At 65.2% G+C, this 21,504-nt stretch carries 21 protein-coding genes; 8 read left to right on the top strand and 13 right to left on the bottom strand.

Going from position 1 to position 21,504, the window contains the following annotated elements; genetic code table 11:
• The first annotated feature begins 81 nt into the window (after window positions 1-81).
• The gene (locus ACVMB1_RS32695; protein ID WP_076834622.1) at window positions 82-2,292 is read left to right on the top strand and encodes a primosomal protein N'; all 2,211 of its coding nucleotides are present in this window, start codon (window positions 82-84) and stop codon (window positions 2,290-2,292) included.
• Between the two features lie 223 nt (window positions 2,293-2,515).
• On the opposite strand, the gene ACVMB1_RS32690 is transcribed toward ACVMB1_RS32695, so the two are convergent.
• Entirely contained in the window at window positions 2,516-3,007 is a 492-nt protein-coding gene (locus tag ACVMB1_RS32690; protein WP_057020918.1) for a septal ring lytic transglycosylase RlpA family protein, read from the bottom strand.
• A gap of 629 nt (window positions 3,008-3,636) precedes the next feature.
• On the opposite strand from ACVMB1_RS32690, the gene ACVMB1_RS32685 reads away from it, so the two are divergent.
• The 7 genes from ACVMB1_RS32685 (at window position 3,637) to ACVMB1_RS32655 (ending at window position 10,148) form a co-directional block, all read left to right on the top strand.
• The gene (locus ACVMB1_RS32685) at window positions 3,637-4,197 is read left to right on the top strand and encodes a F0F1 ATP synthase subunit delta (protein WP_028340805.1); all 561 of its coding nucleotides are present in this window, start codon (window positions 3,637-3,639) and stop codon (window positions 4,195-4,197) included.
• Window positions 4,197-5,726 carry a F0F1 ATP synthase subunit alpha gene (gene atpA / locus ACVMB1_RS32680; RefSeq protein ID WP_028340804.1) on the top strand — a complete coding sequence of 510 codons (1,530 nt, stop codon included), beginning with the start codon at window positions 4,197-4,199 and terminating at the stop codon, window positions 5,724-5,726. Before ACVMB1_RS32685 ends, atpA begins: the two co-directional genes overlap by 1 nt.
• A 91-nt stretch (window positions 5,727-5,817) precedes the next feature.
• Window positions 5,818-6,696: a F0F1 ATP synthase subunit gamma gene (locus ACVMB1_RS32675; protein WP_076834620.1), complete on the top strand. Its 879-nt coding sequence runs from the start codon at window positions 5,818-5,820 to the stop codon at window positions 6,694-6,696.
• Window positions 6,697-6,722: 26 nt separating this feature from the next.
• Window positions 6,723-8,165: a F0F1 ATP synthase subunit beta gene (gene atpD, locus ACVMB1_RS32670; protein ID WP_016843821.1), complete on the top strand. Its 1,443-nt coding sequence runs from the start codon at window positions 6,723-6,725 to the stop codon at window positions 8,163-8,165.
• Between the two features lie 116 nt (window positions 8,166-8,281).
• Window positions 8,282-8,689 (top strand): F0F1 ATP synthase subunit epsilon, encoded by a 408-nt coding sequence (locus ACVMB1_RS32665; protein ID WP_028336321.1) that lies wholly within the window; start codon window positions 8,282-8,284, stop codon window positions 8,687-8,689.
• A gap of 204 nt (window positions 8,690-8,893) precedes the next feature.
• On the top strand, window positions 8,894-9,139 hold the full coding sequence (locus ACVMB1_RS32660) for a hypothetical protein (RefSeq protein ID WP_141342851.1): 246 nt from the start codon (window positions 8,894-8,896) through the stop codon (window positions 9,137-9,139).
• A gap of 13 nt (window positions 9,140-9,152) precedes the next feature.
• Window positions 9,153-10,148: a helix-turn-helix domain-containing protein gene (locus tag ACVMB1_RS32655; RefSeq protein ID WP_076834617.1), complete on the top strand. Its 996-nt coding sequence runs from the start codon at window positions 9,153-9,155 to the stop codon at window positions 10,146-10,148.
• Here ACVMB1_RS32655 and ACVMB1_RS32650 read toward each other — a convergent pair.
• The 12 genes from ACVMB1_RS32650 to ACVMB1_RS32595 all read right to left on the bottom strand — a co-directional run bounded on the left by ACVMB1_RS32650 (window position 10,106) and on the right by ACVMB1_RS32595 (window position 21,434).
• The gene (locus tag ACVMB1_RS32650; RefSeq protein ID WP_076834615.1) at window positions 10,106-10,606 is read right to left on the bottom strand and encodes an RNA pyrophosphohydrolase; all 501 of its coding nucleotides are present in this window, start codon (window positions 10,604-10,606) and stop codon (window positions 10,106-10,108) included. The genes ACVMB1_RS32655 and ACVMB1_RS32650 overlap by 43 nt on opposite strands.
• Window positions 10,607-10,639: 33 nt before the next feature.
• Entirely contained in the window at window positions 10,640-11,143 is a 504-nt protein-coding gene (locus ACVMB1_RS32645) for an RNA pyrophosphohydrolase (RefSeq protein ID WP_016843816.1), read from the bottom strand.
• Between the two features lie 83 nt (window positions 11,144-11,226).
• Window positions 11,227-12,441 (bottom strand): divergent polysaccharide deacetylase family protein, encoded by a 1,215-nt coding sequence (locus ACVMB1_RS32640; RefSeq protein WP_057020913.1) that lies wholly within the window; start codon window positions 12,439-12,441, stop codon window positions 11,227-11,229.
• A gap of 150 nt (window positions 12,442-12,591) precedes the next feature.
• On the bottom strand, window positions 12,592-13,959 hold the full coding sequence (locus ACVMB1_RS32635; protein WP_057020912.1) for a S41 family peptidase: 1,368 nt from the start codon (window positions 13,957-13,959) through the stop codon (window positions 12,592-12,594).
• Window positions 13,956-15,362, bottom strand: coding sequence for a murein hydrolase activator EnvC family protein (locus ACVMB1_RS32630; RefSeq protein ID WP_083715231.1), 1,407 nt, complete (start codon window positions 15,360-15,362; stop codon window positions 13,956-13,958). The genes ACVMB1_RS32635 and ACVMB1_RS32630 overlap by 4 nt, the downstream gene beginning before the upstream one ends.
• A 40-nt stretch (window positions 15,363-15,402) precedes the next feature.
• On the bottom strand, window positions 15,403-15,885 hold the full coding sequence (gene rlmH / locus ACVMB1_RS32625) for a 23S rRNA (pseudouridine(1915)-N(3))-methyltransferase RlmH (protein ID WP_076834612.1): 483 nt from the start codon (window positions 15,883-15,885) through the stop codon (window positions 15,403-15,405).
• A gap of 50 nt (window positions 15,886-15,935) precedes the next feature.
• Complete coding sequence (gene rsfS / locus ACVMB1_RS32620) at window positions 15,936-16,304, bottom strand: ribosome silencing factor (protein WP_016847840.1); 369 nt, start codon at window positions 16,302-16,304, stop codon at window positions 15,936-15,938.
• A gap of 186 nt (window positions 16,305-16,490) precedes the next feature.
• A complete protein-coding gene (locus ACVMB1_RS32615) occupies window positions 16,491-17,114 on the bottom strand; it encodes a nicotinate-nucleotide adenylyltransferase (protein ID WP_080583350.1) in 624 nt (207 codons plus the stop codon).
• A gap of 45 nt (window positions 17,115-17,159) precedes the next feature.
• The gene (locus ACVMB1_RS32610) at window positions 17,160-18,452 is read right to left on the bottom strand and encodes a glutamate-5-semialdehyde dehydrogenase (protein WP_456849672.1); all 1,293 of its coding nucleotides are present in this window, start codon (window positions 18,450-18,452) and stop codon (window positions 17,160-17,162) included.
• Window positions 18,453-18,575: 123 nt separating this feature from the next.
• Window positions 18,576-19,718 carry a glutamate 5-kinase gene (proB, locus tag ACVMB1_RS32605; protein ID WP_076834609.1) on the bottom strand — a complete coding sequence of 381 codons (1,143 nt, stop codon included), beginning with the start codon at window positions 19,716-19,718 and terminating at the stop codon, window positions 18,576-18,578.
• Window positions 19,719-19,800: 82 nt separating this feature from the next.
• Window positions 19,801-20,853, bottom strand: coding sequence for a GTPase ObgE (gene obgE, locus ACVMB1_RS32600; RefSeq protein WP_016847844.1), 1,053 nt, complete (start codon window positions 20,851-20,853; stop codon window positions 19,801-19,803).
• A 101-nt stretch (window positions 20,854-20,954) separates the two neighbouring features.
• The gene (locus tag ACVMB1_RS32595; RefSeq protein WP_076834607.1) at window positions 20,955-21,434 is read right to left on the bottom strand and encodes a MaoC family dehydratase; all 480 of its coding nucleotides are present in this window, start codon (window positions 21,432-21,434) and stop codon (window positions 20,955-20,957) included.
• Window positions 21,435-21,504 lie beyond the last annotated feature (70 nt).

Below are 21,504 nucleotides of genomic sequence, written 5' to 3'. Positions count from 1 at the left end.
AAAACAAGAAGCTGGAGATTTGGTTCTGATTCAATCAGAAACCAAATCTCTAGCCCGCTCGGGTTCAAGGTTTCTGATTCAATGGACCATACCACGCGCCCCGGCCCAGCCTCTGCATCGACGATACGTGTCGTCGACGTGCTGGTGCCTGTCGCGCTGAACCAGACCTATTCCTACCGCGTTCCGCGCGGCATGGAGCTTGCGCCGGGCGACGTGATCGGCGTTCCGCTCGGGCCGCGCGAGGTGGTTGCGGTGGTGTGGGCGGAAAATGCCAATCCGGATCCGCGGCTGCACAACCGGCTCAAGGACGTCAGCGAGAAGCTCGATGTTCCGCCGCTGAAGCCGGAGCTGCGCCAGCTGGTCGACTGGGTCTCCAATTACACTTTGTCGGCACGCGGCACAGTGCTGCGGATGACGCTGCGGATGGGCGAAAATCTCGGGCCGGAGCGGATGCGGCTCGGCGTGCGGCTGGTCGGCGAGCCGCCGCGGCGCCTGACGCCGGCGCGCCGGCGGGTGATCGAGGTGCTGTCGGACCGCTTGCTGCACGGCAAGTCGGAGGCGGCGCGGGAGGCCGGCGTCAGTTCCGGCGTGATCGACGGCCTGGTCGACGAAGGCACCCTGACGGTTGAGGCGATGCCGCCGCCGGCACCGCCGCCCGTTCCGGATCCCTCCTACGCGCAGCCGGATTTTTCGCGCGAGCAGCGCAGCGCCGTCGACGTGATGCGGACGCTGGCCGCGAGCGGCAGCTTTCACGTCGCGCTGCTCGACGGCGTCACCGGTTCCGGCAAGACCGAAGTCTATTTCGAGGCGATCGCCGAGAATATCCGCCGCGGCAAGCAGACGCTGATCCTGATGCCGGAGATCGCGCTGACCGGCCAGTTCCTCGACCGTTTCGCGCAGCGCTTCGGCGTGCGGCCGCTGGAGTGGCATTCGGAGCTGACGCCGCGCACGCGCGCGCGCAACTGGGCCGCGATCTCCGAGGGCAAGGCGCCGGTCGTGGTCGGCGCCCGCTCCGCGCTGTTCCTGCCCTATGCCGATCTCGGTCTCATCATCGTCGATGAGGAGCACGACCAGGCCTACAAACAGGACGACGGCGCGCATTATCACGCGCGCGACATGGCGGTGGTCCGCGCCCATATCGCAAAGATTCCGATCGTGCTGGCGTCGGCGACCCCGTCGGTCGAGAGCGAGGTCAATGCGCGCAAGGGGCGCTACCAGCGCGTGGCGCTGCCGTCGCGGTTCGGCGGCCAGCACATGCCGCATATCGAGGCGATCGACATGCGCCGCGCGCCGCCGCCGCGCGGCCGCTTCATTTCGCCGGTGCTGGCCGAGCAGATCGGCCATGCCATCGAGCGCCGCGAGCAGGCGCTGCTGTTCCTCAACCGCCGCGGCTATGCACCGCTGACGCTGTGCCGGGCCTGCGGCCACCGCTTCGCCTGCACCATCTGCGATGCATGGCTGGTCGATCACCGGTTCCGACAGCGGCTGGTCTGTCATCATTGCGGCTTCTCGATGCCGCGCCCGAATATCTGCCCGCATTGCGCGGCCGAGGAATCGCTGGTCGCGGTCGGGCCCGGCGTCGAGCGCCTGCAGGAGGAGGCCGCCCACATCTTCCCCGAGGCACGGACGATGGTGCTGTCGAGCGATCTCATCACCTCGATCGAGACCATGCGCAGCGAGCTCAACGAGATCGCCGAGGGCCGCGTCGACATCATCATCGGCACCCAGCTGGTGGCGAAGGGCCACAACTTCCCGCGGCTCAATCTGGTCGGCGTCATCGACGCCGATCTCGGCCTGAGCAATGGCGATCCGCGCGCCGCCGAGCGGACGTTCCAGCTGCTGAACCAGGTGGTCGGCCGCGCCGGCCGCGAGCAGGGCCGCGGCGTCGGCTTTCTGCAGACCCATCAGCCGGAGCATCCGGTGATCAAGGCCCTGATCGCCAATGACCGCGAGGCGTTCTATGCCAGCGAGATCGAGATTCGCGAGCGCACCGGCTACCCGCCGTTCGGTCGGCTGGCGAGCCTGATCGTCTCCGCCGGCGACCGTCCGACCGCGGAAGGCTTCGCCCGCAAGCTCGCCGCGGTGGCGCCGCTCGATGAGCGGATCCAGGTGCTCGGCCCCGCCGAGGCGCCGCTCGCCGTCATCAAGGGCCGCTATCGCTTCCGCCTGCTGGTGAAGTCGCTGCGCAATGTCGACCTGTCGCAATATCTGCGCGAATGGCTGGAATCCGGTCCCAAGACCAAGGGCAATCTGAAGCTCGAGGTCGACGTCGATCCGCAGAGCTTTTTGTAAGCAGCTTCAATCTTGACCGTCATTTGCGAGGAGCGAAAGCGACGAAGCAATCCATGTGTCCGCAAACGCGGTGAAATGGATTGCTTCGCTCCGCTCGCAATGACGGCGGCTGGCAGCACGTCCCGCAAAAGAAAAAGCCTGCCGTCATTTGCGACGGCAGGCCATTTTTTGGCGCGAAGCAGGCCTCGCGGCCGTTACGCAACGCAACGCTTACTGAAGGCGCTTACGAGACGACCTCAGCGGTGATGCGGCCGACGCCGGCACCGGTCAGGCCGATGGCGCGTGCTGCGCCGGTGGAGAGGTCGAGCACGCGGCCGCGGATGAACGGGCCACGATCGTTGATGGTGACGACGACGCTGCGGCCGCCATGGGTGACGCGGAGCCTGGTGCCGAACGGCAGCGAGCGGTGGGCCGCGGTCATGGCGTTCTGGTTGAAGCGCTGGCCGGAAGCGGTGCGGCTGCCCGACTCATTGCCGTAGAAGGAGGCCATCCCCGAGAACGAGTGGCCGCCGGACGGCTGGATCGATGCATTGGCGTCGCGCCAGGACGAGCCTTCGGCGCGGGCGTGGTGATGATGGTGGTGGCGATGATGGTGGTGCCGGGACTTCGCGGACGCCTCGGTCACGCTGCCCCCGACCAGAATAGTTGCGGCTACAAACGCAAGCGCCGTACGCGAGCGGGTTACGTTGCCCGCCGCCTTCTTGATATTCAGCATTGATAAGACCCTCAGACAGTATTGCCGCTAACGCGGCAAGTGGAACCCCCGTCCCTTCGTTGACCAAGGCCGTTTGGTTTCCCAATGAGGCACGAATTGGGCAGTAAATCCGGATTATCTCGTGCTGAAATATCTTGTTACCGCCTTGGGGTAGTCAATCGAGGTCCCGTAATCTTGCTGTTTAACCAATTTTTAACGATCAATATACTTGCCAATACTGATTATCGAGGCGACGGTAAGTTTTCGGTAAGTAATCGCTAAATGAAACCGCAGCCGGCCCGGAGTTCCCTGCGCGCTCGGCCATAGGCCTATGCAAATTTCGATGGAACAAAATCGCGGCGGCGCGAATCGGAGCCGACGCGCCGAATTTCCGCGCGCCAAATTTTCCGGCTCGGCCACCGGCTGCGGTCGGCAAAAAGCGCATGCGACAAGGCGGCACTCACGATGCCGTCATGTTGCACCTGCGCGATTGCTATGTTAGCAAAGCCGCGATTTTAACGGTCCCGGCACGTCCTGTGCCGGTCGAAAATCGAAGTCCCGCTTGAATTCCAAGGGCTTGGATCGCTAGGCGCTGCTTTGGTGGCGACGGTTTTTCCCTTGCGAATTTGACAGCAAAAAAGAGCGAGCTCGTGGCTGCTGAAGATCCGTCCGTTTCGGGAGTGTCCGGTCGTTACGCAACGGCCCTGTTCGAGTTGGCGCGCGACGAGCAATCCGTCGATCAAGTCCGGGCCGACCTCGACAAGTTCGAGGCCCTGCTCAACGAGAGCGCCGATCTCAAGCGCCTCGTCCGCAGTCCGGTGTTCGCGGCGGACGCCCAGCTGAAGGCGCTGACCGCGGTGCTCGACAAGGCCGGCATCGCCGGCACGTCGGCCAAGTTCCTCAAGGTGCTCACCGCCAATCGCCGGCTGTTCGCCGTTGCCGATGTGATCCGCGCCTATCGCGCGCTGGTGGCGAAGTTCAAGGGCGAGGCGACTGCGGAAGTCACCGTCGCCGAGCAGCTCAGTGACAAGAATCTCGACGCGCTGAAGGCCGCACTGAAATCAGTGACGGGCAAGGACGTCGCGCTCAACGTGAAGGTCGATCCCTCCATTATTGGTGGCCTGGTGGTCAAGCTCGGCAGCCGCATGGTGGATAGTTCGCTTCGCACCAAACTCAATTCGATCAAGAACGCGATGAAAGAGGCAGGCTGATGGACATCCGCGCCGCAGAAATTTCTGCGATCCTCAAGGACCAGATCAAGAATTTCGGCCAGGAAGCCGAGGTCACCGAAGTTGGCCAGGTGCTGTCGGTCGGTGACGGTATCGCCCGCGTCTACGGTCTCGACAACGTTCAGGCCGGTGAAATGGTCGAGTTCGAGAACGGCACGCGCGGCATGGCGCTCAACCTCGAAACCGACAACGTCGGTATCGTGATTTTCGGCGCCGACCGCGAGATCAAGGAAGGCCAGACCGTCAAGCGCACCCGCGCGATCGTGGACGCGCCGGTCGGCAAGGGCCTGCTCGGCCGCGTCGTCGACGCGCTCGGCAACCCGATCGACGGCAAGGGCCCGATCCAGGCCACCGAACGCAAGCGCGTCGACGTCAAGGCGCCCGGCATCATTCCGCGCAAGTCGGTGAACGAACCGATGGCCACCGGCCTCAAGGCGATCGATGCGCTGATCCCGATCGGCCGCGGCCAGCGCGAGCTGATCATCGGCGACCGTCAGACCGGCAAGACCGCGATCGCGCTCGACACCATCCTGAACCAGAAGCCGCTCAACGCCCAGCCGGACGAGAACCTCAAGCTGTATTGCGTCTACGTCGCAATCGGCCAGAAGCGCTCCACCGTCGCGCAGTTCGTCAAGGTGCTCGAAGAGCAGGGCGCGCTGGAATACTCGATCATCGTCGCGGCCACCGCGTCCGATCCGGCGCCGATGCAGTACATCGCGCCGTTCACCGCCTGCACCATGGGCGAGTACTTCCGCGACAACGGCATGCACGCCGTGATCATCTATGACGACTTGTCCAAGCAGGCCGTCGCTTATCGCCAGATGTCGCTGCTGCTGCGCCGCCCGCCGGGCCGCGAGGCCTATCCGGGCGACGTCTTCTACCTGCATTCCCGCCTGCTCGAGCGCGCCGCCAAGCTCAACAAGGAGCATGGTTTGGGCTCGCTGACGGCGCTGCCGGTCATCGAAACCCAGGCCAACGACGTGTCGGCCTACATTCCGACCAACGTGATTTCGATCACCGACGGCCAGATCTTCCTGGAAACCGATCTGTTCTTCCAGGGTATCCGTCCCGCCGTGAACGTCGGTCTGTCGGTGTCGCGCGTCGGTTCGTCGGCGCAGACCAAGGCGACCAAGAAGGTCGCCGGCAAGATCAAGGGTGAGCTCGCGCAGTACCGCGAAATGGCGGCGTTCGCGCAGTTCGGTTCGGACCTTGACGCTTCGACCCAGCGCCTGCTCAACCGCGGCTCGCGTCTGACCGAACTTCTGAAGCAGCCGCAATTCTCGCCGCTGAAGATGGAAGAGCAGGTCTGCGTGATCTGGGCCGGCACCAACGGCTATCTCGATCCGCTGCCGCTCAACAAGGTGAAGGCGTTCGAGGACGGTCTGCTGTCGCTGCTACGCGGCAAGAACGCCGACATCCTCGATGCGATCCGCACCAGCCGCGATCTGTCCGACGACACCGCCGCCAAGCTCAAGACGGCCGTCGAGGGCTTCGCCAAGACGTTTGCATAACGAATGGGGCGTCGCCCGGCTCGCCGCCGGGCGTGACGAACGGAGGCTTGCGATCTGACCATTGTGGTCGGATCGCCGGGGTGAACGAAGAATGGCGTCACTAAAAGACATGCGGGTCCGCATCGCCTCGACCAAGGCGACGCAGAAGATCACCAAGGCTATGCAGATGGTCGCAGCCTCGAAGCTGCGCCGCGCGCAGAACGCCGCCGAAGCGGCGCGGCCCTATGCCACCAAGATGGATGCGGTGATTTCCAACATCGCCGCGGCAGCCAACGGCACGCCCGGCGCGCCGGCGCTGCTTGCCGGCACCGGCAACGATCAGGTGCACCTGCTTCTGGTCTGCACCGGCGAACGCGGCCTGTCCGGCGCGTTCAACTCTGCCATCGTGCGCCTGGCGCGCGAGCGGGCGAACGCGCTGCTCGCGCAGGGCAAGGAAGTCAAATTCTTCTGCGTTGGCCGCAAGGGTTACGAGCAGCTGCGCCGGACCTTCGAGAAGCGCATCGTCGAGCACCTCGACCTGCGTTCGGTGCGCCAGATCGGCTTCGCCAATGCCGAGGACATCGCCAACAAGGTGCTGGCTCGGTTCGAGGCCGGCGAGTTCGATGTCTGCACATTGTTCTACTCGCGCTTCCAGTCGGTGATCGCGCAGATCCCGACCGCGCAGCAGATCATCCCGCTGGAGGTGGCTGAGCCCGCGGCCAATGCGGCGCCCTCCACGTCCTACGAATACGAGCCTGAAGAGGACCAGATCCTCGGCAGCCTTCTGCCGCGCAACCTCGCGGTGCAGATCTTCCGCGCGCTGCTCGAGAACAACGCCTCGTTCTATGGCGCGCAGATGAGCGCGATGGACAGCGCGACCCGCAATGCCGGCGAGATGATTCGCAAGCAAACCCTGATTTACAACAGAACCCGTCAGGCCCAGATCACGAAGGAGCTGATCGAGATCATCTCCGGCGCTGAGGCGGTCTAAGGCAGATTTTCGAAGGAGAACAGTCCATGGCTACAGCAGCCAATCAGATCGGTCGCGTTACCCAGGTCACGGGCGCCGTGGTCGACGTGCAGTTCGAAGGCCACCTTCCGGCGATTCTGAACGCACTCGAGACCAAGAACGGCGGCAACCGCCTGGTGCTCGAAGTCGCGCAGCATCTCGGCGAATCGACCGTCCGCACCATCGCGATGGACATCACCGAGGGCCTCGTGCGCGGCCAGGAAGTGACCGACACCGGCGAACCGATCCGGGTGCCGGTCGGCGAAGGCACGCTCGGCCGCATCATCAACGTCATCGGCGAGCCGATCGATGAAGCAGGCCCGATCAAGTCCGACGGCCTGCGCGCCATCCATCAAGAAGCGCCGACCTATACCGACCAGTCGACCGAAGCCGAAATTCTCGTCACCGGCATCAAGGTCGTCGACCTTCTTGCTCCGTATGCGAAGGGCGGCAAGATCGGCCTGTTCGGCGGCGCCGGCGTCGGCAAGACCGTGCTGATTCAGGAGCTCATCAACAACGTCGCGAAGGCGCACGGTGGTTACTCGGTGTTCGCCGGCGTCGGCGAGCGCACCCGCGAAGGCAATGACCTCTATCACGAGTTCATCGAATCGAAGGTCAACGCCGATCCGCACAACCCGGATCCGAGCGTGAAGTCGAAGTGCGCGCTGGTGTTCGGCCAGATGAACGAGCCGCCGGGCGCCCGCGCCCGCGTCGGTCTGACCGGTCTCACCGTTGCCGAGCACTTCCGCGACCAGGGCCAGGACGTGCTGTTCTTCGTCGACAACATCTTCCGCTTCACCCAGGCGGGCTCGGAAGTGTCGGCGCTCCTCGGCCGTATTCCTTCGGCGGTGGGTTATCAGCCGACGCTCGCGACCGACATGGGCGCGCTGCAGGAGCGCATCACCACCACCCAGAAGGGCTCGATCACCTCGGTGCAGGCGATCTACGTGCCGGCCGACGACTTGACCGACCCGGCGCCCGCCACCTCGTTCGCGCACTTGGACGCCACCACGGTGCTGTCGCGCGCGATCTCGGAAAAGGGCATCTATCCGGCGGTGGATCCGCTCGACTCGACCTCGCGCATGCTGTCGGCGCTCGTCGTCGGTGACGAGCACTACAACACCGCGCGCATGGTCCAGCAGATCCTGCAACGCTACAAGTCGCTGCAGGACATCATCGCCATTCTCGGCATGGACGAATTGTCGGAAGAGGACAAGCTGACGGTCGCCCGCGCCCGCAAGGTCGAGCGCTTCCTGTCGCAGCCGTTCCACGTCGCCGAAGTCTTCACCGGCTCGCCGGGCAAGTTCGTCGACCTCGCCGACACCATCAAGGGCTTCCGCGATCTCTGCCAGGGCAAGTACGACCATCTGCCGGAAGCGGCGTTCTACATGGTCGGTACCATCGAAGAAGCCGTCGAGAAGGGCAAGAAGCTGGCGGCCGAAGCCGCCTAAGCTTTGGGATGTCGTCATCGCCGGACCTGATCCGACGATCCATCGCACGTGAAGTATTTTGACTGATGGACCCGCGGGTCGAGCCCGCGGGTGACAGCGCAAAGAACGGAAAGACAATGGCCACCTTCCACTTCGATCTCGTCTCTCCCGAAAAGCTCGCCTTCTCCGGCGAGGTCGATCAGGTTGACGTCCCCGGCGTGGAGGGTGATTTCGGTGTGCTCGCCGGACACGCTCCGGTCATCGCCACGGTTCGTCCGGGCATCCTGACGATCACGACCGCCGGCAAGCGCGAGAAGGTGATCGTGCTCGGCGGCCTCGCCGAGGTCTCGGACAAGGGCCTCACCGTGCTCGCCGACGTCGCGACCGCGCTTGCGGACATCGATCGCGCGAAGTTCGCCGAGACGATCAACGAGATGCAGGAGAAGCTCGCCGAGAAGGAGGGCTCCGAGCTCGACCACGCGATCGAGCGGCTCGACCACTTCAAGAGCATCCAGCAAGAGCTCAACACGACGGCTATGCACTAGGGCGCGGTTGCCGACCGGCGATCGCGCCGCCATGTCGAGTGAGCCGACCCCTTAGTGGAATAGCTCACACTTTTTCGATCATCGCCTGAGAAGGCTTGAATAATTCAACGCTCGCCACGCCGTGGCGAGCGTTCAATGTTTATTGCGCGCGGGATCGTCTGGCGGCATTCTCCTCGGCATATCTGGGTTCGGGGGCCGCTACTCATGAAGCGTAAGGTCGCAGCAATCCTCGCGGCCGATATCGCAGGTCAGGGCCGATTGGTTGCCGACGATGAGGAAGCGACGCTGCGGCGGCTCGCCTCTTCTCGACAAGTCGCTTCTTCGCGGTCGGCCCGACCGAACGACCTGCAAATATGTGAAGCAGGTTACAGCAGGGATCGCGCACAAATGACAAGCTGCAGCGCGATGACGATACGGCCCGACCGCATCGCGATTTCATTCCTGACATAACGGACAAGCTGCCGTGCTGACCTTCACCACCGATGCTCTCCGCCCGCAGGACCGTTTCGAGCACTGGTGCGAGGTGCGCGGCAAGAGCCTGTTCGGGGTCACGATCGAGCTCGAGCGCGACAAGAGAGCCGATTTCCGCGGACACTTCTCGGCGACGACGGTGGGCAGTGCCGTGCTGGCGCAAATGTCGGCTTCCTCCTACCGCGTCAGCCGGACCGCATCCGACATCGCGCGCGTTCCGAGCAACAGCCTGCATCTCGCCTGGCAGGTGCGCGGCCCCGGCCACATGAATATCGGTCGCGATCGTGTCCAGTTCGTGCGCAACGGCGACCTGGTGTTCGGCCACTCCAATCTTCCGTTTGCCTCGACACCCGAACGGACCGACGGCTTTGACTTCTTCAGCCTCAAGATCCCGGTCACCGACGAGCTCGTGCTCGGCGCGCGGATCGAGGATGCGCCGCCGGTCGCGCTGGCGCGTGATGCGAGCCTGACCCGGCTTGTCGGCGCCATGTTCCGCTCGATGACGCGAGATCTCGCGCAAGCCGGGCAGTTCGCCGACGACGTTGCGCATATGGTGCGCCTGGCGCTGCTCGCGCGCGGACGCGTGCGGCCACGCCAGGACGAAATCCGTGCTGCGCTGCATGCGGGCTACCTTCATGCCGCCCGCGAAATTCTGTTCCGCGACCTGCATCGCGCCTCGCTCACGCCGGCCGTGGTTGCCGCCGAGCTCGGCATCTCACTGCGGCAATTGCATGCGCTGTTCGAGCCAACCGGCCTGTCATTTGCGCGGACGCTGACGGCGGCAAGGTTGAAGGCGGCGAGGCGCGCGCTCTACGCCATACGGGAGCGCAGCATCGACGAGATCGCGTTCTCGTGCGGCTTCGACAGCATCGCGACCTTCTATCGCGTCTTCCGTTCGACCTACGGCATGACACCGGGCGACGCGCGGCGCATACCGCCGCAGGATCAGCCGGCGAATTCCGCGAACCGGGTCGCGACCGCGCGATAGACGTTGCGGCGGAACGGCACCACGAGATCGGCAACGTGGTCGAGGCGCTCCCAGCGCCATTGATCGAATTCGGCGGGCTGGCCGTTGCGCGGCGTCAATGGATCGATCTCCTCGTCGCGTCCGGTGAAGCGCAGCGCAAACCATTTCTGCCGCTGGCCGCGGAACTTGGCGAGCCGGTGCGATGCCGGCCCGTCATAGGCGGGGAATTCGTAGGTCATCCAGTCGGTCTCGCCGAGATAGTCGGCGTTGACCGCCCCGGTCTCTTCCCACAATTCGCGCATCACGGCCTGGCCCGGATCCTCGCCGGCGTCGATGCCGCCCTGCGGCATCTGCCATTCGAGGCCGGGCAGCACGATCTCCGGACCGTCGTCCTTGATCCGGTGGCCGATCAGCACGCGTCCGTCGGCGTTGAACAGCGCGATGCCCACATTGGGGCGATAGGGCTTATCTGATGACATCTCGGTGGGTACGTCGCGCGTTGACCCGGTCGGCTACTTGGCCGCCAGACCGGCGAATTCCTTCACGACGCGCTCATAGACCGGACGCTTGAACGGCACAATCAGCTCCGGCAGATTCTTCATCGGCTCCCAGCGCCAGGTGATGAACTCGGCCTTGTGGCCGCCGCCCGGATTGGCGACGTTGATCTCGTTCTCATCGCCGGTGAAGCGTAACGCGAACCACTTTTGTCGCTGTCCGCGATAGCGGCCCTTCCAGGCGCGGCCGGCGACGGTGCGTGGGATATCATAGATCAGCCAGTCCGAGACCTCGCCGAGCTTCTCCACGGACTTGATGCTGGTCTCCTCATAGAGCTCGCGTCGCGCCGCCTGAAACGTATCCTCGCCGGGATCGACGCCGCCTTGCGGCATCTGCCAGACATGCGCGTCGTCGACATGCTCGATGCCGCCCGCGCGGCGTCCGATGAAGACCAGCCCCGCTGTATTCAGCAGCATGATGCCGACGCAGGTTCGATAGGGCAGGTCTTCATAACGTGCCATGCTGCCGCTACCTCGCACATTTTCTGGAGCCGCCCGACCCGGCCCCCCGGCAAGGTATCGAGCTGCACCAACGGATTGAATCTTTAGCCCGATTTTGATTTCAGCATCGCCGTTGTCAATGGCACAAGCATAATGCCCTTGGAGTCCAGTGTCTTGAGCCAGGCGCCGAGCCGCTCGATCGAGACCGGCAACGCCGAGGCGACGCCCACCGCCGTGCCGCGTTCCTTGGCGATGGTTTCCAGCTTGACCAGCGCGCGGTCGATTTCCGCCGACGTCGGCACCGCGTCGATGGCGAAATCGGCCTTGGCGAACGGCAATGACTGGCCCGCTGAGAGGGTCTGCGCGACGCTACGTGGGGTGGAACCGTCGTCGAAATAGCTCAGGCCGCGCTTGGCCGCTTCGCGGACGATGGGGTGCATCACGGGATCGGCCGCAACGAACCGGCCTCCCATGAAATTGGCTATCCCGGCATAGCCTTGCAGGCGGCTGAGGTGCCAATAGAAGCGGTCGAGGTTCTGCTCGCTGCTCAGCGTGGTCAGCAGGGTTTGCGGCCCGGGATCGTTGTCGGGATAGTCGAACGGCTCCATCGGGATCTGCAGCAGGATCTCGTGACGCTGGGTCCGGGCACGTTCCGCAAGCTTGCCCGGATCGGAGCCATAGGGCGTGAAGGCCAGCGTCACCGCCGGCGGCAGCTTCATGATGGCGTCGGTGGTCTTGGCGGCGCCGACGCCGAGGCCGGCGACCACAATGGCGACCACGGGCATCCGGGCGGCCTTGGCGCGGTCAGCCTCGGCCGCGTAGACCGTGAACGGCTTCAGGCCGTCGGTGACCACCGGGATCATGCCGTAGCGTGACTTTTCCAGCAGGCGCGGATCGATGCCAGTCATCGCAAGTGGCGGCGTATCGCCGTCGGCCTTGTCGGCCGGATCGCCGGCGCCGATCACCACGTCCTGGCGCTTGCCGTTGGAGCCGTCGATGATGGTGACGGTTCTCGCGTCACTGGCTGCGGCCGGGGCCTTGGCGGCGGATTTGGCCGCCGGTTCGGCCGCCGCCTGGGCGGCTGGAGCGTGCTTGTCGTCGTCGGCGGCGGGCGGGGGATTGCGCAGCGTGACACGGGCGATCGGCTCGCCCCCGAGCGGGTTGTCGTTGAACAGCGCGATGCCGACAAAGCCGACCAGCACGAGCCCGAGCAGCACGGCGAGCGCCTGCATCGCCGTGAATGGCAGGCGAAACCAGCGCGTCCTGCCCACGGTCGTCTGCCCAAGCGGCGTGCTCAGTTCGTCGGCCGCTTCTGCCATGACCCTCCCCGAATCAACAGCGCGAACGATAGCACGATGCGGTGCAATCCCGCGCGCCGGCCTGCCCGGCAAAGCACGGTTACGGGCGGACACCGAAAGCAGAAAGGGCGGCCCGCGGGCCGCCCTGTTCGCCGAATCGATCGGATTAAATCAGTTCGCGGCCTTGTTGCCCGGCTTGTCGACCGCGGCCTTGTCGCGCGCGGCCTCCGGCGCCGCTGGCGCGCTCGAGGTCGACTTGATGCCGTGCAGCAGGTCGTCGGCCATCTTCAGCGCCTTGTCGTCCTTGGCGTCCGGCGGGACGTAGGACTGCGAGCCGGTCTTCTCGTCGCCGTCGTTCTTGAGATGGCCGCGCAGCGAGGCTTCGCCCTTGGTGTCGGTGCGCGCCTTCAGCTCTTCCGGCACGTCCTGCAGCACCTCGATGTCGGGCACGATGCCCTTGGCCTGGATCGACTTGCCCGACGGCGTGTAGTAGCGCGCGGTGGTCAGGCGCAGCGCGCCATTGCCCGAGCCGAGCGGGATGATGGTCTGCACCGAGCCCTTGCCGAACGAACGGGTGCCGACCAGCGTCGCCCGCTTGTGGTCCTGCAGCGCGCCGGCGACGATTTCGGAGGCCGATGCCGAGCCGCCGTTGATCAGCACGATCACCGGCTTGCCCTTGGTCAGGTCGCCCGGATGGGCGGCGCGGCGCTGGGTTTCCTCGGCGTTGCGGCCGCGGGTCGAGACGATCTCGCCACGCTCCAGGAAGGAGTCGGACACCGTGACCGCTTCTTCGAGCAGGCCGCCGGGGTTGTTGCGGAGATCGATGACGTAGCCCTTCAGCTTGTCGCCGATCTGGCCCTGCAGATTGGTGATCTCCTTCTTCAGGCCTTCGGTGGTCTGCTCGTTGAAGGTGGTGATGCGGATATAGGCGATGTCATCGGCCTCGACGCGCGCACGCACCGAGCGGACGCGGATGTTGTCGCGCACCAGCGTGACGTCGATCGGATTGTCCTGGCCCTTGCGGATGATCTTGAGCTTGATCTTGGTGTTGACCGGACCGCGCATCTTCTCGACGGCCTGGTTCAGCGTCAGACCCTGCACCGCCTCGTCGTCGAGGGTCGTGATGATGTCGTTGGCCATGATGCCGGCCTTCGAGGCCGGGGTGTCGTCGATCGGCGAGACGACCTTGATCAGGCCGTCTTCCATCGTGACCTCGATGCCGAGGCCGCCGAACTCGCCGCGGGTCTGCACCTGCATGTCGCGGAAGCTCTTGGCGTCCATGTAGCTCGAGTGCGGGTCGAGGCCGGTCAGCATGCCGGAGATCGCGGATTCGACCAGCTTGCTGTCATCGGGCTTCTCGACATAGTCGCTGCGCACCCGCTCGAACACGTCGCCGAACAGATTGAGCTGGCGATAGGTGTCCGACGTCGCGGCGCGCGCGCTCGATCCCATCAGCACAGCGCGGGGCTGCGTAACGAAAAGCGTCAGGGCCGCGCCGGTGGCGGCGCTAAGGAGAATTACCGAAGTCTTGCGCATCATCCGCGAACCTTTTCGCCTTCATTTGCGGCCCACCATGGACCTGGATCGATTGGAGTGCCGTCTTTCCGGAACTCAACATAGAGCACTGGCTGGCTCGCATTTGTCGCGAGAATGGATGCAACTTGGGACGTCGACCCCATGGTCGCAACCGGCTCCCCCGTAAGTACAAACTGGCCGATGTTTACCGAAATACGCTCCATCCCGGCGATCAGGACATGATACCCGCCCCCGGCATTGAGGATCAAGAGTTGTCCATAGCTACGGAAAGGACCAGCGTAAACAACCCAGCCGTCACACGGGGTTGTGACCTGCGCGCCCGGCTTGGCTGCCAAAGAAATGCCTTTTTGTACGCCCCCCGCGCCGTCGGAACCGCCAAATTCGCGAATCTTGGTGCCATTCACGGGATAGGAGAACAGGCCCTTGGCCGAGGCGAAAGCGACCGCCGGGCTCATGCGGGCCGGGTCCTTGAGCGCCCCCAGATTCGGCTTGCCGTTAACCGTCGCCGGCGCTCCCTGGAGGCTGGCGGTGGCGGCGGCCTTGGCCGCGCTCTTGAGATCCTGCTCCATCTTGGCGATCAGGGTCTGCAGATTGTCGGCCTGCTTCGACAGCGCGATGGCACGGGCGCCTTCGGCCTCCATGTCCTTTTCGGCCGCGCTCTGCTGCCGTTGCCGTTCGTCGACCAGCGCCGCCAGCCGGGTCTGGTCTTCCTTCAGCTTGTCGCGGTCGGCCGCCAGCGCGTCGCGCTCGGTCGAGATGGTCTTGCGCAGCGCCACCAGCTCGCCGAGATCGGCCGCAAGCTTCTCGGCGCGGACGCGCAACTCCGGCACCACGGCGCCGAGCAGCATTGCGGTGCGCAGCGATTGCAGCGCGTCCTCGGGCCGCACCAGCAGCGCCGGCGGCGTGCGTCGCCCGGCGCGCTGCAGCGCGGCCAGCACCTCGATCACCTCGGAGCGGCGTGAATCGAGCGAGGCGCGGATTTCGCGCTCACGGCCGTCGAGCGGCTGCAGGCGTGCCTCGGCGTCAGCGATCCGCGTCTCGACGCCGCGGACCTGGCCGGCAATATCGATCAGCTGCTGATTGAGCTTGCTGCGGTCCTGGCCGATCGCGGCGATGTCGGCCTTCAGCTTCTCCTGCAGCTCGGTCGCCTTGCGCTGCTGCTCGCGCGCGGCCTCGAGTTCCTGTTCGCGCTGCTTGATCTCATCGGGCGACGGCTCCGCGGTTGCGGCCTGCTGCGCCGGCGGCGCAGATTGCTGCGCTGGTGGTGTCGCTTGCGCGTGCGCCGCGGCCAGCGGATAGGCGGCGAACATCGCGATCGACAGCGGCAGCGATGCCGGCAGCCGGCGGCGGCGCGCGGTGCCGGCATGCGAAGCCGAATACGAAGCTGTGTCCCGCTTGTGCTGCATTCGCGTGAGTTCAGTGGTTTCGACTGTCCGTCACCACGCCTTACGCGCGATGATAGGGGTGGCCGGCCAAAATGGTTGCGGCGCGATAAATCTGTTCCAGAAGCATGACGCGGACCATTTGATGCGGCCAGGTCGCGGAGCCGAATGCAATTCGCAACAAAGCCTTGCGCTGCAATTCAGGCGAAAGTCCGTCTGCGCCGCCGATCACGAAGACAGTATGTGCTGTTCCCTCGTCGCGCCAGCGGCCGAGCTGCCGGGCAAAGGTCGCACTGTCGATGCTCTTGCCGCGTTCGTCGAGGGCGACCAGCGCGTGCTTCTCAGGCAGCAATGCGGAGATCGCCGCAGCCTCCTCGGCAATGCGCGCGGCGGTGTCGCGCGCGCGGCTTTCCGCGATCTCGTGGATGTCGAGGCCGCGAAACCCGAGCTTGCGGCCGATATCCTCGAAGCGCTCGCGGTAACGCTCGGCGAGCTCCCGTTCAGGGCCCTGTTTCAGACGGCCGATGCAGATCACGACAAGGCGCATCAACGCAGACTAGCTGCGCTGCAGCCGATTCGCATCGGCTTCGAACCCCCTTAGACCGCCGCGACCGCCGGGTTCTGAGTCCACAACCGCTCGAGGTTGTAGAACTCGCGCACCTCAGGCCTGAACACGTGCACGATCACCTCGCCGGAATCGATCAGCACCCAGTCGCAATTGGGCAAGCCCTCGACATGGATGTTCTTGACCCCGTTCTCCTTGAGGCTCTTCGTCACATTTTCCGCGATCGCGCCAACGTGCCGGTTAACCCGGCCGGTGGTGACGATCATGTAGTCGGAATATGCGGATTTGCCCCGAAGGTCGATGGTGACCGTCTCTTCCGCCTTCATGTCCTCGAGGCGGGAGAGGATCAGGCTCAGCGTCTTGTTGGCATCCGGTTTGTCGGCGTCCGGTTGCGCCTGCAAGGCCGCGGTTTTCGTCGATGTTTTACGCGCAGTCTTTGGAACCTTGGGTAAAACAGACTTTGACAATACAGATGTGGCCAGGGACCATTCCTTTCACTGTATCGCGGGTGCCGAATCCTCGGCCCCACGCGCCATACTACGCATGTGGGGTTAATGGTTTCAATATTCCAGTAACCCTTTTGCGCTTCATGCCGTTCTCCAGCTCCCGTCCGGGTTCCGAAGTCCGGTCGAAGACAAATTGGATTTCATTCCTGTCAGGAACACCCAGGCCGGCGCCTGCTGGTCGGCCAGCCGTGTCGCCTGATTTTCGGGCATGCGATAGCGCGCGAGCGCCTGCGCCGCCGGTGCGGCAAGGGCGCGGAAGCTTTGGGGCGGACGGTCGATCACGGCAATCGGCACATCGGACGCGATGCGCCGCCAATCTTTCCAGCGATGAAATTGCGCGAGATTGTCAGCGCCCATGATCCAGACGAAGTGCACGCCGGAGACACGGCGGCGCAAGTGGATGATCGTGTCCACAGTGTAGCTGACGCCAATGACAGCTTCGAGACAGCTGATGTCGATGCGCGGATCATCGGCAACGCGGCGCGCGGCCTCGGCGCGCTCGGCAAGCGCATGCAGGCCGTCATGGTTCTTCAGCGGGTTGCCCGGCGTCAGCAGCCACCACACGCGGTCGAGCTGCAGGCGCTTGAGCGCAAACAGGCTGATGGCGCGATGCGCGGCGTGCGGCGGATTGAACGAGCCGCCAAGCAGCCCGATGCGCATGCCGTTGGTATAGAACGGAAGCGCCTGGGCTGCGGATAACGACACGCTCGATGCTTGCTGCAATGGCTTACCGTGCGCGTGCGACAATGATCACGGCCGCGTCTGCCCGGTGCCGTGGACGCGGTACTTGAAGCTCGTCAGCTGCTCGGCGCCAACAGGCCCGCGGGCGTGGAATTTGCCGGTAGCAATTCCGATCTCAGCGCCGAAGCCGAACTCGCCGCCGTCGGCGAACTGGGTCGAGGCGTTGTGCAGCACGATCGCCGAATCGACTTCGTTGAGAAACCTTTGCGCGGCAGCGGCATCCTCCGTCACGATCGCATCGGTGTGATGCGAGCCGTGATTTTGAATATGCGTAATCGCTTCATCGAGACCGTCGACGATCCTCGCCGAGATGATCGCGTCCTCGTATTCGGTGTCCCAGTCCTCGTCGGATGCGGGCTTCACCCTGGCATCGACGCCCTGCACGGCGTCGTCGCCGCGCACCTCGCAACCGGCATCGATCAACAGCTCGACCAGCGGTTTCAGCTGCGTCGCGGCAGCGGTGCGATCGACCAGCAGGGTCTCGACGGCGCCGCAGACGCCGGGACGGCGCATCTTGGCGTTCAGCACGACCGCCTTGGCCATATCGAGCCTGGCGCTGGCGTCGACGTAAATGTGGTTGACGCCCTCGAGATGCGCGAACACCGGAACGCGCGCCTCCGCCTCGACACGTGCGACCAGGCTCTTGCCGCCGCGCGGCACGATCACATCGATGCCGCCGTTCAATCCCGTCAGCATCAGGCCGACTGCCGCGCGGTCACGGGTCGGCACCAGGGTAATCGCGGCCTCGGGCAGGCCGGCCTCACGCAGGCCCTGCACCAGGCAGGCATGGATCGCGCGGCAGGAGCGGAAACTGTCCGAGCCGCCGCGCAGGATCACGGCGTTGCCGGACTTCAGGCACAGCACACCGGCGTCGGCGGCGACATTGGGCCGGCTCTCGAAGATCACGCCGATGACGCCGAGCGGCACGCGGACGCGTTCGATGGTCATGCCGTTCGGCCGCTGCCAGCTTTCGGTGACGGCGCCGACCGGATCGATGATCTCACGCACGGTCGCAACGCCATCGGCCATGCCGGCAACGCGCGCCTGGGTCAGCGTCAGGCGGTCGACGAAGGCGGAGGTCATGCCGCTCGCGCGCGCCTCGGCGACATCCTCGGCATTGGCGGAGAGGATGGCCGGCGCGTCGGCGCGGATCGCGCGCTCGATCGCGGCGAGCGCCCGGTCCTTCTGCTCCGGCGGCGCCAGCGCCAGCACGCGCGCCGCGGCGCGCGCCTTGGCGGCGAGGTCGGTCATCAGGGCAGTAAGATCGGCGTTGCCGTCGATCGCCTTCAGGGGGGCGCTCATGAAACTACCAGCTTTGGACTAAGGCCATGTTCTAGCATGGCAATTGAAGGGTGGCGAGGCGCGGAACCGGCATGGCAGGTGGGCGGCAGGCCGCCCCGCTCGGCCAATGGCCTATCCAGTGGCTTATTTGGGCGGGATCGCCCCGGCCGGGCCGATCACGAGGTCGTCGCGATGGATCATCTCGGACCGGCCGCTGATGCCCAGAATGGTCATCACGTCGGGCGAGGAGCGGCCCATGATCTTCTCGGCGTTCTCGGCGTCGTATGCGACCAGGCCGCGGCCGATCTCGTGGGTGTCGGGGCCGCGCACCACCACGGCATCGCCGCGGGCGAACTGGCCGTCGACCCGGATCACGCCAGCCGGCAACAGGCTCTTGCCGGCGCGCAGCGCCGCGACCGCGCCGGCATCGATGGTCAAGGTGCCCTTTGGCTCGAGTGAGCCCGCGATCCAGCGTTTGCGCGCGGTGACGGGATTGGCGGGGGTCAGGAACCAGGTGCAGCGGCCGCCGTCGGCGATCGCAGCGAGCGGATGCTCGATCTTGCCGGAGGCGATCAGCATGTGGGTGCCGGCCGTGGTCGCGATCTTCGCGGCCTCGATCTTGGTGGTCATGCCGCCGCGCGACAATTCGGACCCGGCCGAGCCGGCCATCCCCTCGATCTCCGAGGTGATGCTTTCGACCACCGGGATCAGCTTGGCGTCGGGATCGAGCGCGGGCGGCGCGGTGTAGAGGCCGTCGATATCGGACAGCAGGATCAGAAGATCCGCGCTCGCCATGGTGGCGACGCGGGCGGCGAGGCGATCATTGTCGCCATAGCGGATCTCGGTGGTCGCGACCGTGTCATTCTCGTTGATCACGGGCACCGCGCCCCATTCCAGCAGCTTTGCGATCGTCGAGCGCGCGTTGAGATAGCGGCGGCGCTCTTCGGTGTCCTGCAGCGTCACCAGAATCTGCCCGGCGCCGATGCCGTGATGGCCGAGCACCTCCGACCAGATTCGCGCCAGCGCGATCTGGCCGACCGCTGCGGCAGCCTGGCTCTCTTCGAGCTTCAGCGGGCCGCGCGGCAGCTTCAGGCGGCTGCGGCCGAGCGCGATCGAGCCCGACGACACCACCATGACCTCGCAGCCTCGTTTGTGCAGCTTTGCGATGTCCTCGACCAGCGCGGCGAGCCAGGACGCGCGCACTTCGCCGGCCTGCGAGTCGACCAGCAGCGATGAGCCGACCTTGACGACGATGCGGCGAAAGTTCTTGAGCGCGGGGCGTTTCATGGATTCGGTCTGGCAGGAAGGTGGAAGCAATAGACGCCACAATGTGGCTTGGGAAGTCCAGGCGTTGCGCGGCTTGTGCCGTTCAACCCTGCGGCACCGGCGTCGCCCACGGCTCCGCCTGGCCACCCTTGGCCTTGTTGGACACCGGCGCCTCGCCGATCACCTCGACCAGCGCGCGCAGCGCATCCTGCACGCCTTCGCCGGTCGCGCCTGACAGCAACAGCGGCGTCTTCTTCGCCGCCCGCTTGAGGCGGTCCTTCTGCTTCTTCAGTTCGTCGGGCGCGACGGCGTCGATCTTGTTGAGCGCGACGATCTCGATCTTGTCGGCGAGATGGCCCTCATAGGCTTCGAGCTCGGTGCGCACCGTCTTGTAGGCCTTGCCGGCATGCTCGCAGGTCGCGTCGACCAGATGCAGCAGCACGCGGCAGCGCTCGACGTGACCGAGGAAGCGGTCGCCGAGCCCGGCGCCTTCATGCGCGCCCTCGATCAGGCCGGGGATGTCGGCGAGCACGAATTCGCGGCCGCCGAAATTCACCACGCCAAGCTGCGGATGCAGCGTGGTGAAGGGATAGTCGGCGATCTTCGGCCGTGCCGCGCTGACCACCGACAAGAAGGTCGATTTGCCGGCGTTGGGCAGGCCGACCAGCCCGGCATCGGCGATCAGCTTCAGCCGCAGCCAGATCCAGCGCTCTTCGCCGGGCGCGCCGGGATTGGCGTTGCGCGGCGCGCGGTTGGTGGAGGATTTGAAATGCGCGTTGCCGAAGCCGCCATTGCCGCCTTCAGCCAGCACGAATTTCTCGCCGAGTTCGGTGAAGTCGTGCAGCAGGGTCTCGCGGTCCTCGTCGAACACCTGGGTGCCGACCGGCACTTTCAGCACGATCGGCTTGCCGTTGGCGCCATGGCGGTCCTTGCCCATGCCATTGGTGCCCTTCTGTGCCTTGAAGTGCTGCTGGTAGCGGTAATCGATCAGCGTGTTCAGTCCGTCGACGGACTCGATGATGACGTCACCGCCGCGACCGCCATTGCCGCCGGAGGGACCGCCGAACTCGATGAACTTCTCGCGCCGGAACGCGACGCAGCCGTTGCCGCCGTCGCCCGAGCGAATATAGACCTTGGCTTCATCGAGGAATTTCATGATTTTCACTAGTTAGGGCAGGGTGGCCGCGGCGGCAACCCGGAAAGGCCCTGACTTCAGCGAAAAGCCTTAATTTTCGGGCCTTTTTACGGCCCTTGCGGCTAACTCGGCCGCCGCCGGACCAGGAATTTCTGCATCCCCTCCAGCACCAGCTCGCGGCGCTGGTTGTGCACGGTCGAGCGCAGCGTCACGACGCCGGTGGTCTTGCCCGGCGACAGCTCGATCACCTCCAGCGCGGGGTAGATGGTATCGCCGGCATAGACCGGTTTCAGGAACTTGCTCGATTGCTCGAGGAAGCCGATCAGCGACTCCTCCACGACATAGGGGAACAATCCCGCGCCGGGCGCGGTGTGCACCAGGGTCTGGAAGCCGTGCGCGAGCAAATCAGGCATGCCGCGCGCGCGGCAATATTCGACGTCGTAATGGATCGGATGGGTGTCGCCGCTGGCGGTCTGGAACGCCGCGAACACCGCCGAGGTCTGGGTCCGGCTCGGAATCACGAAGCGCTCGCCGAGCACGAAATCCTCGAACCAGCGCTGCGCGGGGACCATGCGATGCTGGGTGGGGTCGAAGTCGCTCATGCGGCGTTTCCTGCTCATTTTGTTGCCGGGATCAGCTACCGGTATCGCAGCGGCGCAGGTGCGGCAATCC

The sequence above is a fragment of the Bradyrhizobium sp. USDA 4504 genome (assembly GCF_054063995.1).
The sequence above is the reverse complement of the archived record's forward strand: the minus strand, read 5'-3'. Positions and strand labels throughout refer to the sequence as shown.